The organism is Streptomyces sp. NPDC031100, assembly GCF_055570785.1.
Window position 1 is genome coordinate 50,085 of record NZ_JBVIGN010000024.1, and the last position, 22,374, is coordinate 72,458.

The 22,374-nt window shown below is 72.1% G+C and carries 17 protein-coding genes and 2 pseudogenes; 7 read left to right on the forward strand and 12 right to left on the reverse strand.

What is annotated here, in order from left to right:
* Position 1: 1 nt before the first annotated feature.
* Positions 2–2,515, reverse strand: coding sequence for a DEAD/DEAH box helicase (locus ACZ5DS_RS41280; protein WP_468249331.1), 2,514 nt, complete (start codon positions 2,513–2,515; stop codon positions 2–4).
* Positions 2,516–2,660: 145 nt separating this feature from the next.
* On the opposite strand from ACZ5DS_RS41280, the gene ACZ5DS_RS41285 reads away from it, so the two are divergent.
* Complete coding sequence (locus ACZ5DS_RS41285) at positions 2,661–3,455, forward strand: metal-dependent hydrolase (protein WP_468249334.1); 795 nt, start codon at positions 2,661–2,663, stop codon at positions 3,453–3,455.
* Between the two features lie 14 nt (positions 3,456–3,469).
* Here ACZ5DS_RS41285 and ACZ5DS_RS41290 read toward each other — a convergent pair whose 3' ends face one another.
* From ACZ5DS_RS41290 to ACZ5DS_RS41305, 4 genes are all read right to left on the reverse strand, one after another.
* A complete protein-coding gene (locus ACZ5DS_RS41290) occupies positions 3,470–3,733 on the reverse strand; it encodes a type B 50S ribosomal protein L31 (RefSeq protein ID WP_468249337.1) in 264 nt (87 codons plus the stop codon).
* A 39-nt stretch (positions 3,734–3,772) separates the two neighbouring features.
* Positions 3,773–4,249 (reverse strand): DUF5709 domain-containing protein, encoded by a 477-nt coding sequence (locus tag ACZ5DS_RS41295; protein WP_468249340.1) that lies wholly within the window; start codon positions 4,247–4,249, stop codon positions 3,773–3,775.
* A gap of 691 nt (positions 4,250–4,940) precedes the next feature.
* A complete protein-coding gene (locus tag ACZ5DS_RS41300; RefSeq protein WP_468249342.1) occupies positions 4,941–6,758 on the reverse strand; it encodes an ABC transporter ATP-binding protein in 1,818 nt (605 codons plus the stop codon).
* Complete coding sequence (locus ACZ5DS_RS41305) at positions 6,755–8,581, reverse strand: ABC transporter transmembrane domain-containing protein (protein ID WP_468249345.1); 1,827 nt, start codon at positions 8,579–8,581, stop codon at positions 6,755–6,757. The genes ACZ5DS_RS41300 and ACZ5DS_RS41305 overlap by 4 nt, the downstream gene beginning before the upstream one ends.
* A 266-nt stretch (positions 8,582–8,847) precedes the next feature.
* Between ACZ5DS_RS41305 and ACZ5DS_RS41310 the strand changes: the two genes are divergently transcribed.
* The gene (locus tag ACZ5DS_RS41310; protein ID WP_468249388.1) at positions 8,848–9,639 is read left to right on the forward strand and encodes a hypothetical protein; all 792 of its coding nucleotides are present in this window, start codon (positions 8,848–8,850) and stop codon (positions 9,637–9,639) included.
* Positions 9,636–11,261: a peptide-N4-asparagine amidase gene (locus ACZ5DS_RS41315; protein ID WP_468249347.1), complete on the forward strand. Its 1,626-nt coding sequence runs from the start codon at positions 9,636–9,638 to the stop codon at positions 11,259–11,261. Before ACZ5DS_RS41310 ends, ACZ5DS_RS41315 begins: the two co-directional genes overlap by 4 nt.
* A 72-nt stretch (positions 11,262–11,333) precedes the next feature.
* Here the strand turns inward: ACZ5DS_RS41315 and ACZ5DS_RS41320 are convergent, their stop codons facing one another.
* A complete protein-coding gene (locus tag ACZ5DS_RS41320) occupies positions 11,334–11,783 on the reverse strand; it encodes a MarR family winged helix-turn-helix transcriptional regulator (protein ID WP_468249350.1) in 450 nt (149 codons plus the stop codon).
* Between the two features lie 115 nt (positions 11,784–11,898).
* On the opposite strand from ACZ5DS_RS41320, the gene ACZ5DS_RS41325 reads away from it, so the two are divergent.
* Positions 11,899–13,701: an ABC transporter ATP-binding protein gene (locus ACZ5DS_RS41325; protein WP_468249352.1), complete on the forward strand. Its 1,803-nt coding sequence runs from the start codon at positions 11,899–11,901 to the stop codon at positions 13,699–13,701.
* 74 nt (positions 13,702–13,775) lie between these two features.
* Positions 13,776–14,714, forward strand: coding sequence for an endolytic transglycosylase MltG (gene mltG / locus ACZ5DS_RS41330; RefSeq protein ID WP_468249354.1), 939 nt, complete (start codon positions 13,776–13,778; stop codon positions 14,712–14,714).
* Between the two features lie 15 nt (positions 14,715–14,729).
* Here mltG and ACZ5DS_RS41335 read toward each other — a convergent pair whose 3' ends face one another.
* From ACZ5DS_RS41335 to ACZ5DS_RS41355, 5 genes and pseudogenes are all read right to left on the reverse strand, one after another.
* The gene (locus ACZ5DS_RS41335; protein WP_468249356.1) at positions 14,730–15,842 is read right to left on the reverse strand and encodes an NAD(P)-binding domain-containing protein; all 1,113 of its coding nucleotides are present in this window, start codon (positions 15,840–15,842) and stop codon (positions 14,730–14,732) included.
* 3 nt (positions 15,843–15,845) lie between these two features.
* A complete protein-coding gene (locus tag ACZ5DS_RS41340; RefSeq protein ID WP_468249358.1) occupies positions 15,846–16,505 on the reverse strand; it encodes an ABC transporter substrate-binding protein in 660 nt (219 codons plus the stop codon).
* Between the two features lie 74 nt (positions 16,506–16,579).
* Positions 16,580–17,121: pseudogene (locus ACZ5DS_RS41345) on the reverse strand (ATP-binding cassette domain-containing protein); the annotation flags it as partial.
* A pseudogene (locus ACZ5DS_RS41350) lies at positions 17,094–17,456 on the reverse strand (ABC transporter permease); the annotation flags it as partial. The pseudogenes ACZ5DS_RS41345 and ACZ5DS_RS41350, both read right to left, overlap by 28 nt.
* A gap of 29 nt (positions 17,457–17,485) precedes the next feature.
* Positions 17,486–17,569, reverse strand: a complete 84-nt coding sequence (locus ACZ5DS_RS41355) for a putative leader peptide (protein WP_313884353.1) — start codon at positions 17,567–17,569, stop codon at positions 17,486–17,488.
* Between the two features lie 121 nt (positions 17,570–17,690).
* On the opposite strand from ACZ5DS_RS41355, the gene ACZ5DS_RS41360 reads away from it, so the two are divergent.
* Positions 17,691–18,113 carry a secondary thiamine-phosphate synthase enzyme YjbQ gene (locus tag ACZ5DS_RS41360; RefSeq protein WP_468249360.1) on the forward strand — a complete coding sequence of 141 codons (423 nt, stop codon included), beginning with the start codon at positions 17,691–17,693 and terminating at the stop codon, positions 18,111–18,113.
* An 88-nt stretch (positions 18,114–18,201) separates the two neighbouring features.
* Positions 18,202–20,619, forward strand: a complete 2,418-nt coding sequence (locus tag ACZ5DS_RS41365) for an ATP-binding protein (protein ID WP_468249363.1) — start codon at positions 18,202–18,204, stop codon at positions 20,617–20,619.
* On the opposite strand, the gene ACZ5DS_RS41370 is transcribed toward ACZ5DS_RS41365, so the two are convergent.
* Positions 20,612–22,336, reverse strand: coding sequence for a hypothetical protein (locus tag ACZ5DS_RS41370; protein ID WP_468249364.1), 1,725 nt, complete (start codon positions 22,334–22,336; stop codon positions 20,612–20,614). The two genes, ACZ5DS_RS41365 and ACZ5DS_RS41370, sit on opposite strands and share 8 nt — an antisense overlap.
* Between the last annotated feature and the right edge of the window lie 38 nt (positions 22,337–22,374).

The window sequence follows — 22,374 nt, forward strand, 5'->3', positions numbered from 1 at the left end:
CTCACAGCTGGCCGACATCGGTGACACGCACGACCGCCCGGCCCTCGGCGTCGGAGGCCGCCAGATCGATCTCCGCGCCGATGCCCCAGTCGTGGTCGCCGTTCGGGTCGTCGAAGATCTGGCGGACGCGCCAGAGACCGCTCTCCGGCTCCTCCTTGATGACCAGCAGCTTGGGGCCGCGGGCGTCGGGACCGGTGCCGAGGTCGTCGTACTCGTCCCAGTACTTGTCCATCGCCTCGCCCCACGCGTCGGCGTCCCAGCCGGACTCGGCGTCCATCTCGCCCAGCTCCTCGACCTGGTCGAGGGCCGCCAGCTCCACACGGCGGAACAGGGCGTTGCGGACCAGGACCCGGAAGGCACGCGCGTTGGCGGTGACCGGCTTGACCTCGTCTGCCTTCTCCTGGGCCTCCTCGGCGGTCATCTCCTCCGGGTTGGCCAGCTGCTCCCACTCGTCGAGCAGGCTGGAGTCCACCTGGCGCACCATCTCGCCGAGCCACTCGATCAGGTCCTGGAGGTCCTCGGACTTCAGGTCGTCCGGGATGGTGTGGTCGAGGGTCTTGTAGGCACTGGCGAGGTAGCGCAGCACGATGCCCTCGGTGCGGGCCAGCTCGTAGAAGGACACCAGCTCCGTGAAGGACAGTGCCCGTTCGTACATGTCCCGGATGACGGACTTTGGCGAGAGCGGGTGGTCGCCGACCCACGGGTGGCTCTTGCGGTAGGTGTTGTACGCGTGGAAGAGCAGCTCTTCCAGCGGCTTCGGGTAGGTGATGTCCTGGAGGCGCTCCATGCGCTCCTCGTACTCGACACCGTCGGCCTTCATCGCGGCCACGGCCTCGCCGCGCGCCTTGTTCTGCTGGGCGACGAGGATCTGCCGCGGGTCGTCCAGCGTGGACTCGACCACGGACACCATGTCGAGGGCGTAGGAGGGCGACTCGGGGTCGAGCAGTTCGAACGAGGCGAGCGCGAACGTGGACAGCGGCTGGTTGAGTGCGAAGTCCTGCTGGAGGTCGACCGTCAGGCGGACGATGCGGCCCTCGGCGTCCGGCTTGTCGAGTTTTTCGACGATGCCGCCGTCCAGCAGCGAGCGGTAGATCGCGATCGCGCGCCGGATGTGCCTGAGCTGCTGCCTGCGCGGCTCGTGGTTGTCCTCGAGGAGGTGGCGCATCGCCTCGAAGGCGTTGCCGGGACGGGCGATCACCGAGAGCAGCATCGTGTGCGTCACCCGGAACCGCGAGGTGAGCGGCTCGGGTTCGGACGCGATCAGCTTCTCGAAGGTGTTCTCCGTCCAGCCGACGAAGCCCTCCGGCGCCTTCTTGCGCACCACCTTGCGGCGCTTCTTCGGGTCGTCGCCCGCCTTCGCGAGGGCCTTCTCGTTCTCGATGACGTGCTCGGGTGCCTGAGCGACGACGAGTCCCGCCGTGTCGAAACCGGCCCGGCCGGCGCGGCCCGCGATCTGGTGGAACTCGCGGGCGCGCAGCGTGCGCACCCGGCTGCCGTCGTACTTGGTCAGCGCGGTGAACAGCACGGTCCGGATGGGCACGTTGACGCCCACGCCGAGGGTGTCCGTGCCGCAGATGACCTTCAGCAGGCCGGCCTGGGCGAGCTTCTCCACCAGGCGCCGGTACTTGGGCAGCATGCCGGCGTGGTGGACGCCGATGCCATGACGGACGTAACGGGAGAGGTTGCGGCCGAACTTGGTGGTGAAGCGGAAGTTGCCGATCAGCTCGGCGATCTGGTCCTTCTCCTCGCGCGAGCACATGTTGATGCTCATCAGCGCCTGCGCCCGCTCCACGGCCTGCGCCTGCGTGAAGTGCACGATGTACACGGGGGCCTGCTTGCTCTCCAACAGGTCGGTGAGCGTCTCGGTGAGCGGGGTGAGCTGGTACTCGTAGGACAGGGGCACCGGGCGGGTGGCCGAGCGGACCACCGCGGTGGGGCGGCCGGTGCGACGGGTGAGGTCCTTCTCGAAGAACGACACATCGCCCAAAGTGGCCGACATCAGGATGAACTGCGCCTGCGGGAGCTCCAGCAGCGGGATCTGCCAGGCCCAGCCGCGGTCACCCTCCGCGTAGAAGTGGAACTCGTCCATGACGACCTGGCCGACGTCCGCGTCCTTGCCGTCGCGCAACGCGATCGACGCCAGCACCTCGGCGGTGCAGCAGATCACGGGCGCGTCGGCGTTCACGGAGGCGTCGCCGGTGAGCATGCCGACGTTCTCGGTGCCGAAGAGCTTGCACAGCTCGAAGAACTTCTCCGACACCAGCGCCTTGATCGGGGCCGTGTAGAAGGTGACCTCGTCCCGGGCCAGCGCGGCGAAGTGCGCGCCCGCGGCGATCATGCTCTTGCCGGATCCGGTGGGCGTCGAGACGATCACGTTCGCCCCGGAGACCACCTCGATCAGCGCCTCCTCCTGGTGGGGGTACAGGGTGAGACCGCGCTCCTGCGCCCACGACTCGAAGGCTTCGTACAGGGCGTCGGGGTCGGCGGTCGGCGGCAGCTGATCGATGAGGGTCACGCACCCATCTTGCCTGGCCTTCTCCCCGAGAGGGGAATCGGCTGCGGGTACGAAGATCACGGCCGCTACGCTGTGTCGCCGACGGAGCGTCAGTGCACCAGGTCAACTGGACAGCGGCACACGAGGAATGGGGCGGGAAGCGGCCATGATGGGACCAGCACACTCACTGTCGGGGGCCGCGGCCTGGCTCGGCGTCGGAGCGGCGGCCGCCGCGGCCGGACATCCGATGCCCTGGCCGGTCCTGCTCGTCGGCGCGCTGATCTGCGCAGGCGCCGCGCTCGCCCCGGACCTCGACCACAAGGCGGCCACCATCTCACGGGCCTTCGGGCCGATCTCCCGGTGGATCTGCGAGATCGTGGACAAGCTGTCGTACGCCGTCTACAAGGCGACCAGGAAGAAGGGCGACGCGCGTCGCTCGGGCGGGCACCGCACGCTCACGCACACCTGGCTGTGGGCGGTCCTCATCGGGGCGGGCAGCTCCGCGCTCGCGATCGCCGGGGGCCGGTGGGCGGTGCTGGCGATCCTCTTCGTGCACATGGTGCTGGCGATCGAAGGTCTGCTGTGGCGAGCGGCCCGCGGCTCCAGCAGCGATGTCCTGGTCTGGCTGCTCGCGGCGACGAGCGCCTGGATCCTCGCGGAAGTCCTGGACAAGCCGGGCAACGGCTCCGACTGGCTGTTCACCGCGCCGGGGCAGGAGTACCTGTGGCTGGGGCTGCCGATCGTGCTGGGCGCGCTGGTGCACGACATCGGGGACGCGCTGACGGTGTCCGGCTGCCCGATCCTGTGGCCCATCCCGGTGGGCCGCAAGCGCTGGTACCCGCTGGGACCGCCGAAGGCGATGCGGTTCCGGGCGGGCAGCTGGGTCGAGCTGAAGGTGCTGATGCCCGTGTTCATGCTGCTCGGGGGGGTGGGCTGCGCGGCGGCCCTCAACGTGATCTGACCCACCCGGCCCCGTCAGCCCGCCTCGCCTGGCTCCGTCCCGCCGTACCGGCGCTCGAACCGGGCGATGCGGCCTTCGGTGTCCACCGTGCGGGCCCTGACCGTGTAGAAGGGGTGGCTCTCGGAGGAGATCTCCACGTCGATCACCGGGTAGGTCTCGCCGTCGTCCCACTCGATGGTCTGCTCGCTGCTCGCGGTGGACCGGGTGAGGAAGGCGTAACCGGCGGTGCGGTCGCGGAAGACGACCTCCCGGTACTCGGGGTGCTTTTCGTGCTGCATGGCGGCTCCTCGCGCGGGGCGGTCGGGCAGGGGGCCTGGTCAGCCGGAGAGCGAGTCCTCGTCGACGATGTGCATTGCGGCCTCCTCGGCGGAGGCGGCGGCTCCGTCGATGCCGACATCGGTGGCGATGAGGGCGCTCTCCTCGTCCTCGTGCGCTCCTTCGTCGGGCGCGACCAGGCGGCCGGAGCGCAGGGCGCCGACCTCGTTGTCGAGCAGTTCACCGTCCGCGGCGCAGTCCCCGATACCGTCGCCGTCGGTTGCGACGGTGTCGGGCAGCTCCTCGGCGAGCCGCTGGTCCAGCGTTTCCCCGGTCAGGCGTTCGTTCGCCGTCACGCCGGTGTGCTCCACCGCCCACGGCCGCTCGGGAGGGGACCAGCCGCGGTCCAGCGGGTCCTCGACGCCGTCGAAGTCCAGTGTGTCCTCGACGTCGAGCACGCCCGAGTCCTCCCGGACCTCCGAGGCATCGGAGGCATCGGGCTGGTAGACGTCGTCCCCCCATCCGTCGGCGCTGTCCACGGGTACCTCCAGGTGGTGAGGACGGCCTCGTGCCCCCACGCGGGGCAGCGCGCCGTCGGCACGCTCGGCGCGGGTTTCACGTTCCCGGAACCGACGGGTTCCCGGCCGTTCCCCGAGCCGCTGCCGCTATCCAGCCTTCCACCCCTGTTCGGCACTGCGCAACGGCACGGGCCATTGCCTGGGGCTCCACACCTCTGCCAGGCCGCTCCGGCGTATCCCGATCAAGCCCCGCCGCCGTACACCTGCCCGGGCTCGTGCGCGTCCCCGGCAGGCTGCGTCGGTGCGCCCCGGGCGGCCCGCTGCCGCGGCCGCAGCCTCCGCACGGGCAGGCAACAGCGGCGCCGGGCGGCCGACACCGCTCCTGCCCACGTCACCGCGCGTGCGGCACGGCTGGCTCCGGCCGGGGTCACCGCGCGTGCGGCACAGCTGGCCCGGGCCCGGACGCATACGGCACCGCTCGCCCCCACCCCCGACGGCTCACCCGTGCCGCGGACCGACCTGCGCCGCGCATGCTCCGTCCGTTGCGGCAGCTCACCCGTGCCGCGGACCGACCTGCGCCGCGCATGCTCCGTCCGTTGCGGCAGCTCACCGTGCCGCGGACCGACCTGCGCCGTGCATGCCCCGTCCGTTGCGGCAGCTCACCGTGCCGCGGACCGACCTGCGCCGTGCATGCCCCGTCCGTTGCGGCAGCTCACCCGTGCCACGAACGCCACAGAGCTGCGTACGCACCGTCCGCGGCGACCAGCTCCTCGTGGCTGCCCAGTTCGCTGATGCGGCCGTTCTCGACGACGGCGATCACGTCGGCGTCGTGGGCGGTGTGCAGGCGGTGGGCGATGGCGACCACGGTGCGGCCGTCGAGGACACGGGCCAGGGAGCGTTCCAGGTGGCGGGCCGCGCGCGGGTCGAGCAGCGAGGTCGCCTCGTCCAGGACCAGGGTGTGCGGGTCGGCCAGCACCAGTCGGGCCAGCGCGATCTGCTGGGCCTGCGCAGGGGTGAGCGCCAGACCGCCCGAGCCGACCTCGGTGTCCAGGCCGTCGTCCAGTGCCCGTGCCCAGCCGTCCGCGTCGACCGCGCCCAGCGCCGCCCACAGCTCGGCGTCGTGGCTGCCGATGGGGGTCCCGCCGCTCGAGCGAAGTCGCGAGTGGGGGAGGGCCAGCAGGAGGTTGTCACGCAGGGAACCGACGAACACGTGGTGTTCCTGGTTGACGAGGGCGACGTGCGAGCGGACGCGTTCGGCCGGCATCCGGGAGAGTTCCGCGCCGCCGAGGGTGATGCGGCCGTCCCGGGGCGCGTAGATGCCGGCGAGCAGCCTGCCCAGCGTGGACTTGCCCGCGCCGGAGGGGCCCACCAGGGCCAGCCGGGTGCCCGGGGCGACCTTCAGGGAGACCTTGCGCAGCACGTCGACGCCCTCGCGGTAGCCGAAGTGCACCCGGTCGGCGTGCACGTCTCGTCCGCCGGGGGCCAGCGCGGCGTCCCCGGCGTCGGGCTCGATGTCCCGGACGCCGACCAGGCGGGCCAGCGACACCTGGGCGACCTGCACCTCGTCGTACCAGCGCAGGATCAGGTTCACCGGGTCGACGAGCATCTGCGCGATGAGCGCACCCGTGGTCAGCTGGCCCACCCCGATCCAGCCCTGCAGCACGAACGTACCGCCGACCATGAGGACCGAGCCGAGCACGAGGATGTGGACGGCGTTGATGACCGGGAAGAGCACGGACCGCAGCCAGAGGGTGTAGCGCTCCCAGACGGTCCACTCCTTGATCCGCCGCTCCGACAGGGAGATGCGCCGATCGCCCAGGCGGTGCGCCTCGACGGTGTGGCCCGCGTCCACGGTCTCGGCGAGGGCGGCGGCGACGGCGGCGTACCCGGCGGCCTCGGAGCGGTAGCCGGAGGGTGCCCGTTTGAAGTACCAGCGGCACCCCGCCACCAGCACAGGTACCGCGAGCAGCACGGCGGCCGCCAGCGGCGGGGCCGTCACGACGAGCCCGCCGAGCAGCAGCATGGCCCAGACGACTCCGATCGCCAGCTGCGGCACGGCCTCCCGCATGGCGTTGGCGAGGCGGTCGATGTCGGTGGTGATGCGGGAGAGCAGGTCTCCCGTGCCCGCCCGCTCCAGTACGCCCGGCGGCAGCCCCACCGAGCGGACGAGGAAGTCCTCGCGGAGGTCGGCCAGCATCCGCTCGCCGAGCATCGCACCTCGCAGCCGCACCTGCCGGACGAACACGGCCTGGACGAGGAGAGCGAGCACGAACAGCCCGACGGTCAGGCCCAGATGAAGTTCCCGTGCCCCGTCCGACACCCGCTCGACGAGGCCGCCGAGCAGGTAAGGGCCCGCCATGGAGGCCACCACGGCCACCGTGTTGACGGCGATGAGCAGCAGGAAGGCCCGGCGGTGCCGGCGGAACAGCTCGGCCACGTAGGCGCGCACGGTCGAGGCCGCGCCGACGGGCAGGGTGGTGGCGGTCGTCGGGGCCGCCGGGTCGTACGCCGGTGGCGCAACGCCGATCATGCGCTCTCCTCGATCTCTTCCAGTCTTTCGAAGGCAGCCAGAAGGGCACCCTTCCCGGCCAGGTCGCCGTCCGCGTCGGCGGCGGCCAGTTCCTCGTCGGTCTCCCGTGTCACCACGGCCCGGTACCGGGGTTCGGTGCCGATCAGTTCGCGGTGCACGCCGACCGCCACGACCTCGCCCTCGTGGACGAGGGCGACCTGGTCCGCGCGGTCCAGCAGCAGCGGGGAGGAGGTGAACACCACCGTCGTCCGGCCCGAGCGCAGCCGGTGCAGGCCGTCCGCGATCCGGGCCTCGGTGTGCGAGTCGACCGCGGAGGTCGGCTCGTCCAGCACCAGCACCTCGGGGTCGGTGATCAGGGACCGGGCCAGTGCGAGCCGCTGGCGCTGGCCGCCCGACAGGGAGCGGCCGCGCTCGGTGATACGGGCGTCCATCGGGTCGGCGGCGTCCAGCGACCCCTGCACCAGCGCGTCCAGGACGTCCTTGCACTGCGCGGCCGCCAGCGCGTCCTCGGTGCGTACCGCACCTGAGGAGGGCACGTCGAGCAGCTCGCGCAGCGAGCCGGACAGCAGCACCGGGTCCTTGTCCTGGACCAGGACGGCGGTGCGGGCGCTGTCGAGCGGGAGGTCGTCGAGCGGCACTCCGCCGAGCAGCACCGCGGCGCCCGGCTCGGCGGGGTGGCCGCCCAGCCGTTCCGCGAGCCGGCCGGCGGCGTCCGGGTCGCCGCACACCACCGCGGTGAGCCGGCCCGCAGGAGCCAGCAGACCGGTGGCCGGGTCGTACAGGTCGCCGCCGGGCACCTCGGCCGCGCGGGAGCCGCCGACGTCCGTGGGCCGCTCCAGCGACAGCACGCGCGCGGCCCGCCGGGCCGAGGGCCGCGAGAAGGAGTACGCCATGGCGATCTCCTCGAAGTGCCGCAGCGGGTAGTTGAGGATCATGACCGCGCTGTAGACGGTGACCAGTTCGCCGACCGTGATCCGGCCCTGGCGGGCCAGGTGGATGCCGTGCCAGACGACCGCGATCAGCAGCAGTCCGGGCAGCAGCACCTGGAGTGCGGAGATCAGCGACCACATCCGGGCGCTGCGCACGGCCGCGTGCCGTACCTCCTGCGAGGCGCGGCGGTAGCGGGCGAGGAACAGCTCCTCGCCGCCGATCCCGCGCAGCACGCGCAGCCCGGCGACCGTGTCGGAGGCCAGCTCGGTGGCGCGGCCCGCCTTCTCGCGCTGGATGTCGGCGCGACGCGTGGCCCGGGGCAGCAGCGGCAGCACGGCGAGCGCGACGACCGGCAGACCCACGGCGACGACCACACCGAGGGCGGGCTGGTAGACGACGAGGCCCACACAGACCACGACGACGGTCAGCGCGGCGGCCGAGAAACGGGAGACAGCCTCGACGAACCAGCCGATCTTCTCCACGTCGCCGGTGGAGACGGCCACCACCTCGCCGGCCGCGACCCGCCGGGTCAGCGCGGAGCCCAGCTGGGCCGCCTTGCGCGCCAGCAACTGCTGGACACGGGCGGCGGCGGTGATCCAGTTGGTGACGGCCGTCCGGTGCAGGAAGGTGTCACCGAGGGCGATGCTCGTACCGCACACCGCCATCAGACCACCCGTCAGCGCGAGCCGGGTGCCGGAACGGTCGATGACCGCCTGGACGGCGAGACCGACGCAGAAGGGCAGGGCGCAGACGGAGACGAAGTGCAGCAGGCCCCAGGCGAGCGCCTTGAGCTGGCCGCCCATCTGGTTGCGCCAGAGCCACCACAGGAAGCGAGGACCCGAGCGTGCGTCAGGTACGCCGGGGTCGGGATACGGAAGGTCTTGGATCTGCATGGCGTCCCAGTGGCTCTTGTCAGGGGTGGCGGGGGCGGTAACGAGCCGTGAAAGGGTCGCGTCGCAGAGTGGTGAATTTCAAACGGTTTTTCCCGACTACCTGCGCGGCCCGCCGAGTTCCGGCCACTTGCCGTGGCAGGCAAGGCAGGTCTCGGGCAGGCCCGCGGTCCCGCTCGACGGGTGTCCGGGAGGCGGCACATTCGGCCGGTACGCGCTGCCACCATGGTCGCGTGCAACTCAACAGCGCGCGGCGCGTGACGGTCGCGATGGCGGCCTGCGGAACCCTCCTGGCGACCCTCTCCGCGTGCGGCGGCGCTTCCGTCCCCGGCGCGGCCCGCGCCGAAGGCGCACAGGGTCCCTGGGACCAGAGCACGCACAGCCCCACGGACTCGGCCGCCCCTCCGGGCGACACGACCCGGATCCCGGGCCTCGGCGACCGCCTGTACCGGCGGATTCCCGCCGACTCGCGCCAGGTCGTCGTCGTGTACGGCGAGGGCAGGTACTCGGCCGACTCCACGGTCGTGCTGTACACCCGGCACGGCGGCCGCTGGCGCCCGGCGGGCGGCTGGCCCGCCCACAACGGCCGTAACGGCTGGACGGCCCACCACCGGATGGGGGACAAGCGCAGCCCGGTGGGCGTGTTCACGCTCTCCGACGCGGGCGGCGTGCTCCCCGATCCGGGCACCAGGCTGCCGTACGACCACGACCCGGGGGCCTATGCGCCCCCGGCCGAGTGGGACGCGGCGCACCAGCACGACTTCGACTACGTCATCGCCATCGACTACAACCGGCTCCGGGGCACCCCGCCGCACGACGTCACCCGTCCCGACGGCGAGGACAGAGGCGGTGGCATCTGGCTGCACCTCGACCACGGCAGCGGCACCTCGGCCTGCGTCGGCGTCTCCAAGGAGGTCATGACGTACCTGCTGCACACGCTCGACCCCGCCCTCCACCCGGTGGTGGTCATGGGCGACCGGAAGGACCTGCGCGCGACTGGCCGAACCGCCCGAGGCCTCATTGCGGGGCGGCCCCAACTCCCCGTAGAACACCGCCCATGAGAAGACGGATGGTCATGTCCATGCTCGCCGGAGCAACCCTCCTGGTGAGCACGCTCTTCGGCACCGGGGCCGCTGCCGCTCAAGCCGCACCCCCGGCTGTCACCGACGTTCCGGCCGAGTTCGGCGCCGACTGGCACGACCCGGTGACGGCCGCCCCGCCCGTCGACCGGCCGCACGGCACGTCCTGCCAGGTCACCCTGGCCGAGGCCCAGTTCCGCGACTTCACCCCCTACCGGGGCGCGTACACGCCGCCCCGCGGCTGCGGTGACCGCTGGAGCAAGGTCGTCCTGCGCCTGGACGGCAAGGTGAAGGGTCGTCAGTACGACCGCCTCGGCTATCTGCACGTCGGCGGCGTGGAGATCCTGCGGACCTCGACGCCCGAGCCGTCGCCGGACGGCATCGAGTGGCATGTGGAGAAGGACGTCACCCGGTACAGCGACACCTTCCGCGGCCCGCAGGACGTCGAGATGCTCATCGGGAACGTCGTGGACGACACCTACACCGGCGTCATCGACGTCAAGGTGACGCTCACCTTCTACGCGGGCAGGCCCGAGGCACCGGCCCCCGACCGCGTCCTCACCCTTGCCGACACGCCCGACGGCACGACGCTCACCACTCCGCGCAACAGCGAACGCATCGTCGCGGAGGTGTACGCCACCGGATCCGGCGGCGGCTGCGAGGAGTTCTGGTACCTGACCGTGGCGGACCCGGCGTCGTACTCCTGCAAGGCCGACCACGGTCCCTACCGCGAGGTGCAGATCAAGGTCGACGGCCGACTCGCCGGAATCGCGGCGCCGTTCCCGAACGTGTGGACCGGCGGCTGGTCCAACCCCTTCCTCTGGTACGTCATCCCCGGCCCGCGCGCCTTCGACGTCAGGCCCATCGAGTACGACCTCACACCTTTCGCCGGGCTCCTGAACGACGGGCGCCCGCACCGTGTCGAGGTCTCCGTCGTGGGCGTGCCCGCAGGGCAGTCCGGCTGGAGCGCCCCCGTGAACGTCCTGGTCTGGCAGGACGCCCACCGCGCCCACGTCACCGGCGCGCTCACCGTGGACCAGGCGACCGGCCTCGCCAACTCCTCGACCTACACGCCCGGTCCGGAGAACCGCGTCGACACCGAGGCGGGCCACCGGCTCGCCGTCTCCGGATACGTGAACACCTCGCACGGCCGTGTGACCACCACCGTCACCCGCACGCTCGCGAACACCTCCGCGCACCGCTGGACCGACGGCGAGAACACGGACGGGCTGGACGCGACCTGGACGGACGAGGAGACGGTCGGTGTCCAGGGGCAGGGGCCCGCACGGACGACGCACACGCACCGGACGTACACGATGAACGGCGCCACCACCCTCGGCGCGGACAACCGGCTGCGCACCGTGCTGACCCTCGGCGACCGGGCGACGCTCGTGGAGCGACAGGGCGGCCGGCGCACCGCGTGGTCGCGGTTCGACGACACCTACAGCGGCGACGCCACGTACACGATCAACGTCCCGCGCGACCAGCGGCACGCGGTCGGCACATCGAGCGAGCGCTATCGCAGCTACGGCTCGGACGGCTGCTACGACCGTTCGCTGACGACCGCTCAAGGGGTGCTGACGGAGGACCGCAGCCGCTGCTGAGGCCTCGGGCGCGCTGTCCTCGACCGCACGCGGCCCCCGCTCCGAACTTCGCGGAGCGGGGGCCGCGGCCGTTCAGCAGCGCTGGGCCGCGTCTCCGTCGATCAGTGTGTCCAGCAGCACGCCGAGCACCTGGCGCTCCTTCTCCGTCAGCGGAGCGAGGATCTCCTCGGCGGCCGAGCGGCGCGCTCCGCGCAGCTCGCGCAGGGTCGTCCGGCCCTCGTCCGTCAGCTCGATCCGGGTCACCCGCCGGTTCGCCGGATCCGGCATCCGCCGCACCTTGCCGCTCGCCTCCAGCCCGTCGACCAGCGTCGTCACCGCGCGCGGCACCACCTCCAGACGCTCGGCAAGATCGGCCATGCGCGGAGGCGAGCCGTAGTGCGCGAGGGTGCGCAGCAGGCGGGACTGGGCCGGGGTGACGCCCAGCTCGCGCCGCTCCAGGTGGCGCTTCTGGATGCGGTGCACCCGGCGGGTGAGCCGCAGCAACTGCTCGGCGAGCAGGCCGTCGGGATCGGGCGTGGTCATGCGGGAACAATATCAGGATGCCGTTCATTGTGAGTATAGGTAACAATGACCTATGATCCGTCAGTCAACGTCGGCCGCTCTTCGGGCCGGCGTCCGTTCACCTCCGTAGGAGCCCATGCATCCCGACCGTGAACTCTCCTGGAGCCCGCCTGCCGACGCCGAGGAACAGCCCCGGCAGGTGCGCCGCATCCTGAAGCTCTTCCGTCCCTACCGCGGGCGGCTCGCGATCGTCGGCCTCCTGGTCGGCGCCTCCTCGCTGGTCTCGGTGGCCACACCGTTCCTCCTCAAAGAGACCCTCGACGTCGCGATTCCTGACGGCCGCACCGGTCTGCTGAGCCTGCTCGCGCTCGGCATGATCCTCAGCGCCGTCCTCTCCAGCGTCTTCGGCGTGCTCCAGACGCTGATCTCGACCACCGTGGGCCAGCGCGTCATGCACGACCTGCGTACCGCCGTCTACGGCCGCCTGCAGCGCATGTCGCTCGCCTTCTTCACCCGCACCCGCACCGGCGAGGTGCAGTCCCGCATCGCCAACGACATCGGCGGTATGCAGGCCACCGTCACCTCCACCGCCACCTCCCTCGTCTCCAACGCCACCAGTGTGGTCGCCACGATCGTTGCGATGGTCGCCCTCGACTGGCGGCTGACGGTCGTCTCGCTGCTCCTGTTGCCGGCCTTCGTGTGGATCAGCCGCCGAGTCGGCAACGAACGCAAGAAGATCACCACCCAGCGGCAGAAGCAGATGGCCGCGATGGCCGCCACGGTCACCGAGTCGCTGTCCGTCAGCGGCATCCTGCTCGGCCGCACGATGGGCCGCTCCGACTCGCTCACCACGTCCTTCGCCGAAGAGTCCGAGCGCCTGGTCGGCCTCGAGGTGAAGTCGAACATGGCGGGCCGCTGGCGCATGGCCGTGATCACGATCGTCATGGCAGCGATGCCCGCCGTCATCTACTGGACCGCGGGCCTCGCCCTCCAGCTCGGCGGCCCGCAGGTCTCGCTCGGCACCATCGTCGCCTTCGTCTCGCTCCAGCAGGGCCTGTTCCGCCCGGCCGTGAGCCTGCTGGCGACCGGCGTCCAGATCCAGACCTCCCTCGCGCTCTTCCAGCGCATATTCGAATATCTGGACCTGCCGATCGACATCACCGAGCGCGCGGAGCCGGTCCACCTCGACGAGGTCAAGGGCGAGGTCCGCTTCGAGGAAGTCGAGTTCCGCTACGACGGCAAGGGCGGCCCCGTCCTCGACGGCATCGACGTCACCGTCCCGGCCGGCGGCAGCCTGGCGGTGGTCGGCCCGACCGGCGCCGGCAAGTCCACACTCGGCTATCTGGTGCCCCGGTTGTACGACGTCACCGGCGGCCGCGTCACCATCGACGGTGTCGATGTGCGTGACCTCGACTTCGACACCCTCGCCCGTGCGGTCGGCGTGGTGTCGCAGGAGACGTACCTCTTCCACGCCTCGGTCGCCGACAACCTCCGCTTCGCCAAGCCGGGCGCCACCGACGAGGAGCTGCACGCGGCGGCCCGGGCCGCCCAGATCCACGACCACATAGCCGCGCTGCCCGACGGCTACGACACCGTTGTCGGAGAACGCGGGCACCGCTTCTCCGGCGGCGAGAAGCAGCGCCTGGCGATAGCCCGCACCATCCTGCGCGACCCGCCGGTCCTCATCCTCGACGAGGCGACCAGCGCCCTGGACAACCGCACCGAAGCCGCCGTGCAGGACGCCATCGACGCCCTGTCGGCCGACCGGACGACACTCACCATCGCCCACCGCCTGTCCACCGTCCGTGGTGCCGACCAGATCGTGGTCCTGGACTCCGGCCGGATCGCCGAACGGGGCACGCACGAGGAGCTGCTGGAGCTGGACGGTCGGTACGCGGCCCTGGTGCGCCGGGACGCGCAGCTGGAACCGACGGGCTGACGCGCACCTGCGAGCGCAGTCGACAAGCTGACGATATGTCGGATTTGCAGTGATCTGCGTATTACTGTGCCTGCATGCAGATGAACACTCCGTCACGGAGCACGATGCGACTGACGCGCCGGGGCAGGCTCGCCCTCGTCGTGACCGGCGTCGTCCTGGTCGGCGCCGCCGTGGCGGTGCCGCTGCTGAGTCTGGACCGCGGTCACCGGGAGATGAAGCCCTCCATGCTGCTCATCCCGGAGGGCTGGCGCGCGAGCCAGGTCTACGACGCGATCGACAAGGCACTCGCGCTACCCCCGGGCAGCACCCGGAAATCCCTCTCCAAGGCTCACCTGAAGCTGCCCGCCGAGGCCGCGGGCAACCCGGAGGGCTACCTGTTCCCGGCGACCTATCCGTACAAGCAGGGGGCGACCCCCGAGTCGCTGCTGCGGTTCATGGTCGACACCGCCAACGACAGGTTCGACGGGGCACCGGTCGCGGCCGGGGCGCAGCACAACGCGATGAACGTCTACCAGGCCGTCACCATCGCCAGCATCGTCCAGGCCGAGGCCGCCACCAAGGCCGACATGGGGAAGGTGGCCCGGGTCATCCTCAACCGGCTCCAGCGGGGCATGCCGCTGCAGATGGACTCCACGATCAACTACGCCCTGAACCGCAACACCGTGCGCACCAGCGTGGACGACACCCGCTTGGAGAGCCCGTACAACTCCTACCAGCGCATGGGGCTGCCGCCCACCCCGATCGACAACCCCGGCGAGGACGCGATGCGCGCCGCGATCAACCCGCCGCCCGGCGACTGGCTGTACTTCGTGACGATCAAGCCGGGCGACACCCGCTTCACCGCCGACTACGCAGAGCACGAGCGCAACGTGGCCGAGTTCAACGCCGCCCACCAGACGCAGACACAGCCGCAGCAGGCGGAGACACAGCCTCAGCAGACGGAGACACAGCCTCAGCAGGCCAGCGGCAGCCCCAGCCCGCAGCAGCTCCCGGCCACGCGACCCCCTCGCTGAGCCGCCCGCGGGGCATCACGCGGCGACCGGCTCGGCCGACGTGACCGGCTCGCGAGGCTCGACCGGCCCCTCGGCCAGCAGCCGCCGGATGTCCCGTACGGCCGTGCGTCCGGCCCGGTTGGCGCCGATGGTGCTGGCCGAGGGGCCGTAGCCGACGAGGTGGATGCGCGGATCGGCGACCGCGCGGGTCCCCTCGATCCGGATCCCGCCTCCCGGCTCGCGCAGCCGCAGCGGCGTGAGGTGATCGAGCGCGGCGCGGAAGCCGGTGGCCCAGAGAATGGCATCGGCGTCCACATGGCGCCCGTCGTTCCACTCCACGCCGTCCGGGGTGATCCGATCGAACATGGGCTGCCGGTCCAGGACCCCGTCGGCCAGACCCTGCCGGATGGCGTCGTTGAGCGGAAGACCGGTGACGGAGACCACACTTCTCGGCGGCAGGCCCTGCCGTACCCGCTCCTCCACCAGCGCCACCGCCGCCCGGCCCGCCTCCTCGCCGAACGGGCCCTCCCGGAAGACCGGGGGCCGCCGGGTGACCCAGGTGGTGGCCGCCGCGTACGGGGCGATCTCCAGCAGGTGCTGGGTGCCCGATGCGCCGCCGCCGACGACCACGACCCGCAGCCCGGCGAACTCCTCGGGCCCGGCGTACCGCGCGGTGTGTACCTGTCGGCCACGGAAGGTCTCCTGGCCGGGATAGCGCGGCCAGAACGGCCGGTCCCAGGTGCCGGTCGCGTTGATGAGCGCCCGCGTGGACCAGGTACCGTCCGAGGTCTCTACGAGCAGCCGCCCGGCGTCCCCCTCGCGCACGGCCCGTACGTCGACGGGGCGTCGTACCCGCAGGTCGAAGGTGTGCTCGTACCGGTCGAAGTACTCGCGGATGACGTCTGCGGAGGGCCGCGCCGGATCGGCGTCCGTCAGCTCCATGCCGGGCAGGGAGTGCATCCCGTGCACCTTGCCGTACGTCAGCGAGGGCCAGCGGAACTGCCAGGCCCCGCCGGGCCCGGGGGAGTGGTCCAGCACCACGAAGTCGCGGTCCGGTTCGAAGCCGGTGCGCCGCAGGTGATAGGCGCTGGACAGACCGGCCTGTCCAGCGCCTATGACGACTACCTCGACCTCGCGTATCTCGTTCACGCTTCACCCAACCGCGAGGCGGCCATGGATCTTCCCCGAGGTCCGGCGCCCGCGGGCGACCGGCTCGGGGATGTCCAGCGGCTGGTAGACGGCGACCGGGACGCCGGTGGCGTTGGTGCGCCGCACCGAGGCCGGCGCCACCGCATAAGGCAGGCCGGTGTCCTTCGCCCACACCTTGGCCCACTCCTTCTGGTGGTCGTGGGCCCAGGCCTGTGCGCGCCGCAGCCGGGCCAGGTAGTCCTTGACGGCGGCGGCCTTCTTCGGGTCCTTGAGCGCGGCGGGCGCGGCCACCTGGAAGGTGAGCCCGTTGGTGATGCCGTCGCCGGTGGTGAGCACCCGGCCCTGCTCGGCCTGCAGGATCTGGGAGGTGTACGGGTCCCAGACCGCCCACGCGTCCACCTTGCCGGAGGTGAACGCGGCGAGCGCGTCGGCCGGCTGCAGGTACGTGCCCTTGACGTCGCTCGGGCCGAGCCCGGCCGCCCTGAGCGAGGCGACCAGCTGGTAGTGCGCGGACGAGCCCTGTGCGACGGCGATGTCACCGACATTCAGGGAGCCTTTGCCGTCGATGCCAGTGCCCGTGTCGGCGGACGAGTTCCCGCCGCAGGCGGTGAGCAGGAGGGCGAGGGGGAGGAGCAGTGCGGCGGGGACGAGGCGTCGTCGCATGGCGGTTCCGTTCCTGTGCAGGGGAGTCGGTGGGGGAGTCCGGGTTCAGGCGGAGGCGGCCGTGTGTCGACGCCGAGCCGCTGCGCCTTGATCCGGGTCAGCGCGTCGAGGGCGCCTGGGGGCACCTCCCACGCCCGTTCAGGGCAGTGGGGGAGGCTCGTCGAGTAGCAGCAGATCCGGCTCGCGCACCAGCGCGCGGGCGAGGGACGCGCGCTGTGCCTCGCCGCCGCAGAGGGTCTTCGGCCAGGCGCCCACGCGGTGGCCGAGACCGACCTCGTCCAACGCCCGCTCGGCGACGCGCGTTCAGGCCTGCCGGGGAAGGCCGAGCAGCACGTTGCGCCACACCTTCTTCCAGGGCATCAACCGGGGCGCCCGGAGGGCGACCGCCCGGCGGCGGGAGACGAGGGCGGTGCCCTCGATGTCCCGGTCGAGGCCGGCGAGAATACGCAGCAGTGTGGACTTGCCGCAGCCGCTGCGGCCCCAGGAGGGGCACGAACTCGCCTCGAGCGATGTCCAGTCGGAGGCCGTCGATGACGACGCGGCCGTCGAAGGAGCGGGTCAGCCCCTCGACATGGACCGCCTGTCCGGTCACCGGCCGGTGAAGGTCGGTCGCCATTGCAGCAGCAGCTTTCGAGGGAGCGGACGATGAAGTCGGCGAGCAGACCGAGGAAGGCGTAGACGATCAGGCAGACCACGATCGCGTCGGCGCGCAGGAAGTCCCCTGCCTGCACCATCAGGAAGCCGATGCCGGCGTCGGCATTGACCTGTTCGGCGAAGACCAGAGCGAGCCAGGCGATGCCGAGCGAGTAGCGCAGCCCGGTGAGCGCGCCGGGCAGGGCGGCCGGGAGCACCACATGGCGCAGGAGACCCCAGCGGGGTCAGCCCCAACGACTCCCCTGCCTCGACGAGTTGGGAGTCGACGCTGCGGATTCCGGCGTACACGTTGAGAAAGGGACGACGCGGGAAAGGGAAAAAGGGCGTCAGCGGCCGCGGCGACAGGCGGCGGAGGCCACCCGCAGCAGGTCGATGTGACCGCGCGTGGTGAGCAGGGCTGAACGCAACATGCGGCCGAATGTAGCCAGCCGGGCGATCCACGGTCAACGGCGTCTCGCCAGTGGACCTCGCGTACCGGGAAACGGTCGCGCCGCGACGTGTGAAACCCGGCGTATGGGCCAGGATGGGGGCATGTCAGATGCCTTCACCACTCGGATGCTGCACATCGCCACCGGTTCCCGGGAGCGGGTCGTCGACCTGACCGCCGACTGCGAGGAGTTCCTGCGCGAGGCGGCGGCCGGCCGCGACGGCCTGCTGAACATCTTTGTGCCCCACGCAACGGCCGGCATCGCCGTCATCGAGACGGGCGCCGGCAGCGACGACGACCTCCTGGCTACCCTGCACACCCTGCTTCCCGCCGACGACCGCTGGCAGCACCGGCACGGCAGCCCCGGCCACGGCCGCGACCACGTCCTCCCCGCGATCGTCCCGCCGCACGCGACCCTTCCGGTCGTCGGCGGCCGGCTGGAGCTGGGTACCTGGCAGTCCGTGTGCCTCGTGGACACCAACCGGGACAACCCCGAGCGCAAGGTGCGGCTGAGCTTCCTGGGGTGACGGCGGGTCCGACTGGGAATCCGCCGGAGATCCTTCTACCGTGGGCTCAGCCTGTCCCGAGGCTGGTGGACGACGTGAAGGGGGCTTGGTGGACGCCGAGTTGGGGACGCTCGCCGCGCAGGCGACCACAGCCGTGATCGGGCTCGTCGTCGCGGACTCCTGGGTACGGACGAAGGACTTGGCCCGGCGGGTGACCCGTTGGCTCTCCCGGCGGGGTGCCGACGAGGAACTGGAGGCCTCCCGCGAGGAGTTGGACGCAGCGCGGGCGCGGGGCGAGGGGGAACAGGCCACGGCCCGGGTCGCCGCCGCATGGGAACGGCGCCTGCTCGACATCCTGCGCAGCGACCCCGAAGCGGCCGGGGAGCTGCGGCGGCTGCTGTCCGACCTCATGCCGGGAACGTCGTACGACATCACCTTCGATGCGCGACCGACCGCCCCCGACGCACCGCCCGACCACATCCCGGCCCTGACCGGTACCTTCAGCAACCGCGTCGCCGAACTCGACCGGATGGACGCCCTGTGCGGCGAGCCCGGCCGGGTCAACCTCACCGTGCTGGCCGGGCTGCCCGGCGTCGGCAAGACCGCCTTCGCCTGCCGCTGGGCGGACAAGGAGCGGGACCGCTTCCCGGACGGCCTGTTCTACGTCGACTACGCCGCCCTGCGGGACGAGTCCGCCGTCGGCGCCGCCATGGGAGCCGACGTCTCCCAGGCCCTCGCCGCCATCCTCAAGGCACTCCTGCGGAGCGACGAGCACGTCCCGGCCACGCTCGCCGAGCTGACCCGGAGTTACGTCTCCTGCTCACGCGACCGGCGCATCCTCGTCCTCATCGACAACGTCACCCTGCCCGCCCAGGTACGGCCCCTGATCCCCAGCGGGCCCGGCAGCACGGTCGTCGTCACCAGCCACAGCAGGCTCGGCGAGCTGGTGGCGGTGGACGGAGCCGAACTCCTCGCGCTGAAGCCGCTCGACAAGGAAGGCGGCTTGACCCTGCTGGCCGACCACTGCGGACCGCAGGCCGTGGCGGCCGACCCGGCGGCGGCCGAACGCCTCGTCGACCTGTGCGGTGGCCTGCCCGTCGCGCTGCGCATCGTGGCGACCCGACTGCGCACCGACGACTCCCTCACCCCGGCGGACCTCGTCGGCGAACTGGAGGACGAGGCCGACCGCTTGGCCGGCATGTCCCTGCCCGGCAGCACCTACTCGGTGTCCGCCGTCCTCGGACCCTCCTACCGGCTGCTGCCGCCGGGACCGGCGCGGCTTTTCCGCCTGCTCGGCTGGGTCCCGGCCGGCCTCTTCGACGCCGGCGTCGCCGCCGCGGCGGCGGGCGTCGACACCCGGACGGCCCGACGACTGCTGCGCGAACTGGCCGCCGCCAGCCTGCTGGAGACCGAGCGCGACGGCCGCTACCGCATGCACGACCTCGTCCGCCTGTACGCCCGCGAGCGTGCGGTCGAGGAGGAGCGGTCCGCCGAGGAGACCGCCCTGCTCGACCGGGTGGCGACCCACTACCTGGTCCTCGTCGCCTTCGCCGACCGTGCCCTGCGCAAGGACCGGCTGCGGATCGCCGACCTGTCCGCGCTCCTGGCAGGGGCGACCGATCCCTTCTCCGCGGCCGACGGCCCCTCCGCGCTGGGCTGGCTCGACGCCGAGTGCGCCGCGATCCTGGCCGTCCTGCGGGCCGCCGTACGCCACGGTCTGCACGCGGTCGCCTGGCCGCTGGCCGAGGCGTTCACGGCCCTCTTCCTCCACCACCGCTATCTGGGTGCCTGGAAGGAGTCCCTGGAACTGGGCGCCGAGGCCGCCTCCGCATTCGCGGCGGCCCCGGACAGCTCTGCCGACACCGCGGCCGAGGCCGTAGCCGGCGAGGCGCGTCTGCGCAGCCTGCTCTCCCGCCCGCTGATGGACTTGGGCGAGCACGACCGCGCCCGCACCGAGCTGGAGCGCGCCGTCACCCTGGCCGAGTCGACCGAGCGTCTGCTGCTACGCGCGTCCGTCCAGGAGTTCCTGGGGCGTCACCTGGACCGCTTCGACCCGCCCCGCGCGGTGCAGACGTACCGGTACTGCCTCGACCTCAACCGGCGTGCCGAGGACCGGCGTGGCGAAGCCCTGGCCGCCTTCTTCCTGGGCTGTGCGCTGGACGCCCGCGGGGAGCACACGGCAGCCCTGGCCGCACTCACCGAGGCCCGCGAGGACCTGCTGGACCTCCCCGAACCCGACCACCGCATGGCGGCCCGCGCCCAGTCGGCCATCGGCGTGGCCCGGGACCACCTCGGTCACACCGAGGAAGCCGTCGACGCGTTGCGCACGGCCGCCGACACCCTGCGCGAACAGCACGCGACCCACTACGAAGCCGAAGCCCTGCTCGCTCTCCTCGACATCTCCGAGCGGACCGGGCGCCACCAGGAGTCGGTGCGCGGCTGGCTGACCCGGGTGCTCGAGATCTACGAGGCGAGTGGCAACCCGCGCGCGGAAGCAGTGCGCCGACGGCTACGGGACCTCAGCTGACGACGGGAGGCGCGGGCCGCAGCCGCAGCGCCACGTCCTCGTCCCGCACCTCACCGATCCGCAGGGTCAGCAACTCGTCGGCCGGCGAACGCCCCTGTCGCAGCCATGCATAGACGACGGCCGCGGCGAGCCCGGGTGCGATCGGCGGACCGGTCACGGCCACCTCCACCACGCGGCCGTCCCGCAGCCCCACCAGATGGCCGCCGCCCCGCACCGCGCAGGCGGCCAGCAGGCTGCCGGGCAGCTCCGCCGCGACGGAACGGATCCACCGCAAGGCTTCGGCCACGCTCTCGGCCCGGCAGGTCCGCTCGACGACCGAGGCGCTCTCCAGCAGCCGGCGGTCCCGTTCACCGTCCGAACAGGCGAGGTGAGTGGTGTTCTCTCCGTCGTTCTCCGCGTCCGGATTCCCGTGCACGTGCGCGTATGCCGCCGCAGGGAACCGCCGTACCGTGACGACCGGCCCGAGCCCCTCCTCGCTCACCTCGGTGACGACCAGGGACGACGTGACGGGGCGGGCGGCCGGCTCCGGGGCGGGCAGCAGCAGGTCCGGCGGGGGCGCGGAATCGGGCTCCGGGAGCTTCAGCAGCTCGTAGACGGCCGCACGGAGCCGTGCGAGGGCGCTCCCCGGATCGGCGAACGCCCGCCGCCGCACCGCGGCGTACCGCTCGGGGGTGTGCTCTCGTACGACACTCTCGATCTGAGCCCTCGGATCGGCGCCCGGATCGAGTCGCGGGGCGGCCGCGGCGAGGTCGTGGACGGCGGTTCCCGGCACGGCGTCGGTGCCGAACGCCCCGAGCAGCACCGGATGTCCGAGGGCGGCGCCGTACAGCGTCACCGAGCCGTGGTCGCCGATGACGACGTCCGCCGCGACGAGGGCGGGGCGCCAGGCGTGGATGGGCGGCAGCAGGATCAGCCCGGCATCCAGCGCGGAGGCCTGGAGGGCGTTGATCTGCCAGGCGCCGTGGGCCGACCGGACATTGGGGTGGAGGACGGCGGCGACCCGGTAGGCGTCGTGCGGCAGTGCGCCGAGGAGGCGGACGGGCAGGTCGGGATGCCGGCCCAGGAGGGAGGTGGTGCCCCAGGTGGAGCTGAGCACGACGAGCTGCTGGCCCTCGGCGACACCCAGGGCCTCCCGGTAGGCGTGCCTGCGCTGCCGGGCGGAGAGGAGTTCGTCGAAACAGGGATCGCCGAGCAGGAGGGTGCGGCCCGCGGTCTTCGGGTGCGCTTCGAGGAGCTGCCGCTCCTGCTCGGGGTGCGAGACGGCGAGCCAGGCCCGGCCGGACTCCAGGAGCGCGTCCGGAACGAGGCCGGAGAGCCGGTCGTGCGGGCCGCGGGCGTCCGGGACCCGCTTCTGGAAGCCCACGCCGTGGGGCAGCACCAGGACCGGGCAGTCGCCCTCCGGTATGTCCACGTTCTCGCTGGCCGTGAGGATGAGGTCGGCCTGGACGTGGACCAGCTGGTCCCAGGGCATGACCCGGCAGCCGGAGGCGTGCAACAGGTCGAGCACCCCTGCGGCGAAGGCGGAGCCGGGGTCGTACGCGAAGACGACGCTCACGCGCGGGTCGTCGCGCAGCAGGGCGGGCAGCGATTCGAGGACGCGCACCGTGGAGGTGACGGTACGGGCGGCGACGACCAGGGTCCGCTCGGCCGGGAAGGTCCGCCAGCGATGGGCGTCGGGGCCTACCGGAACCCGCAGGAAGGGGCTACCGGACAGCACGTCCGCACCCCTGCCCCCGGCACCCGATCAGCGGCTCG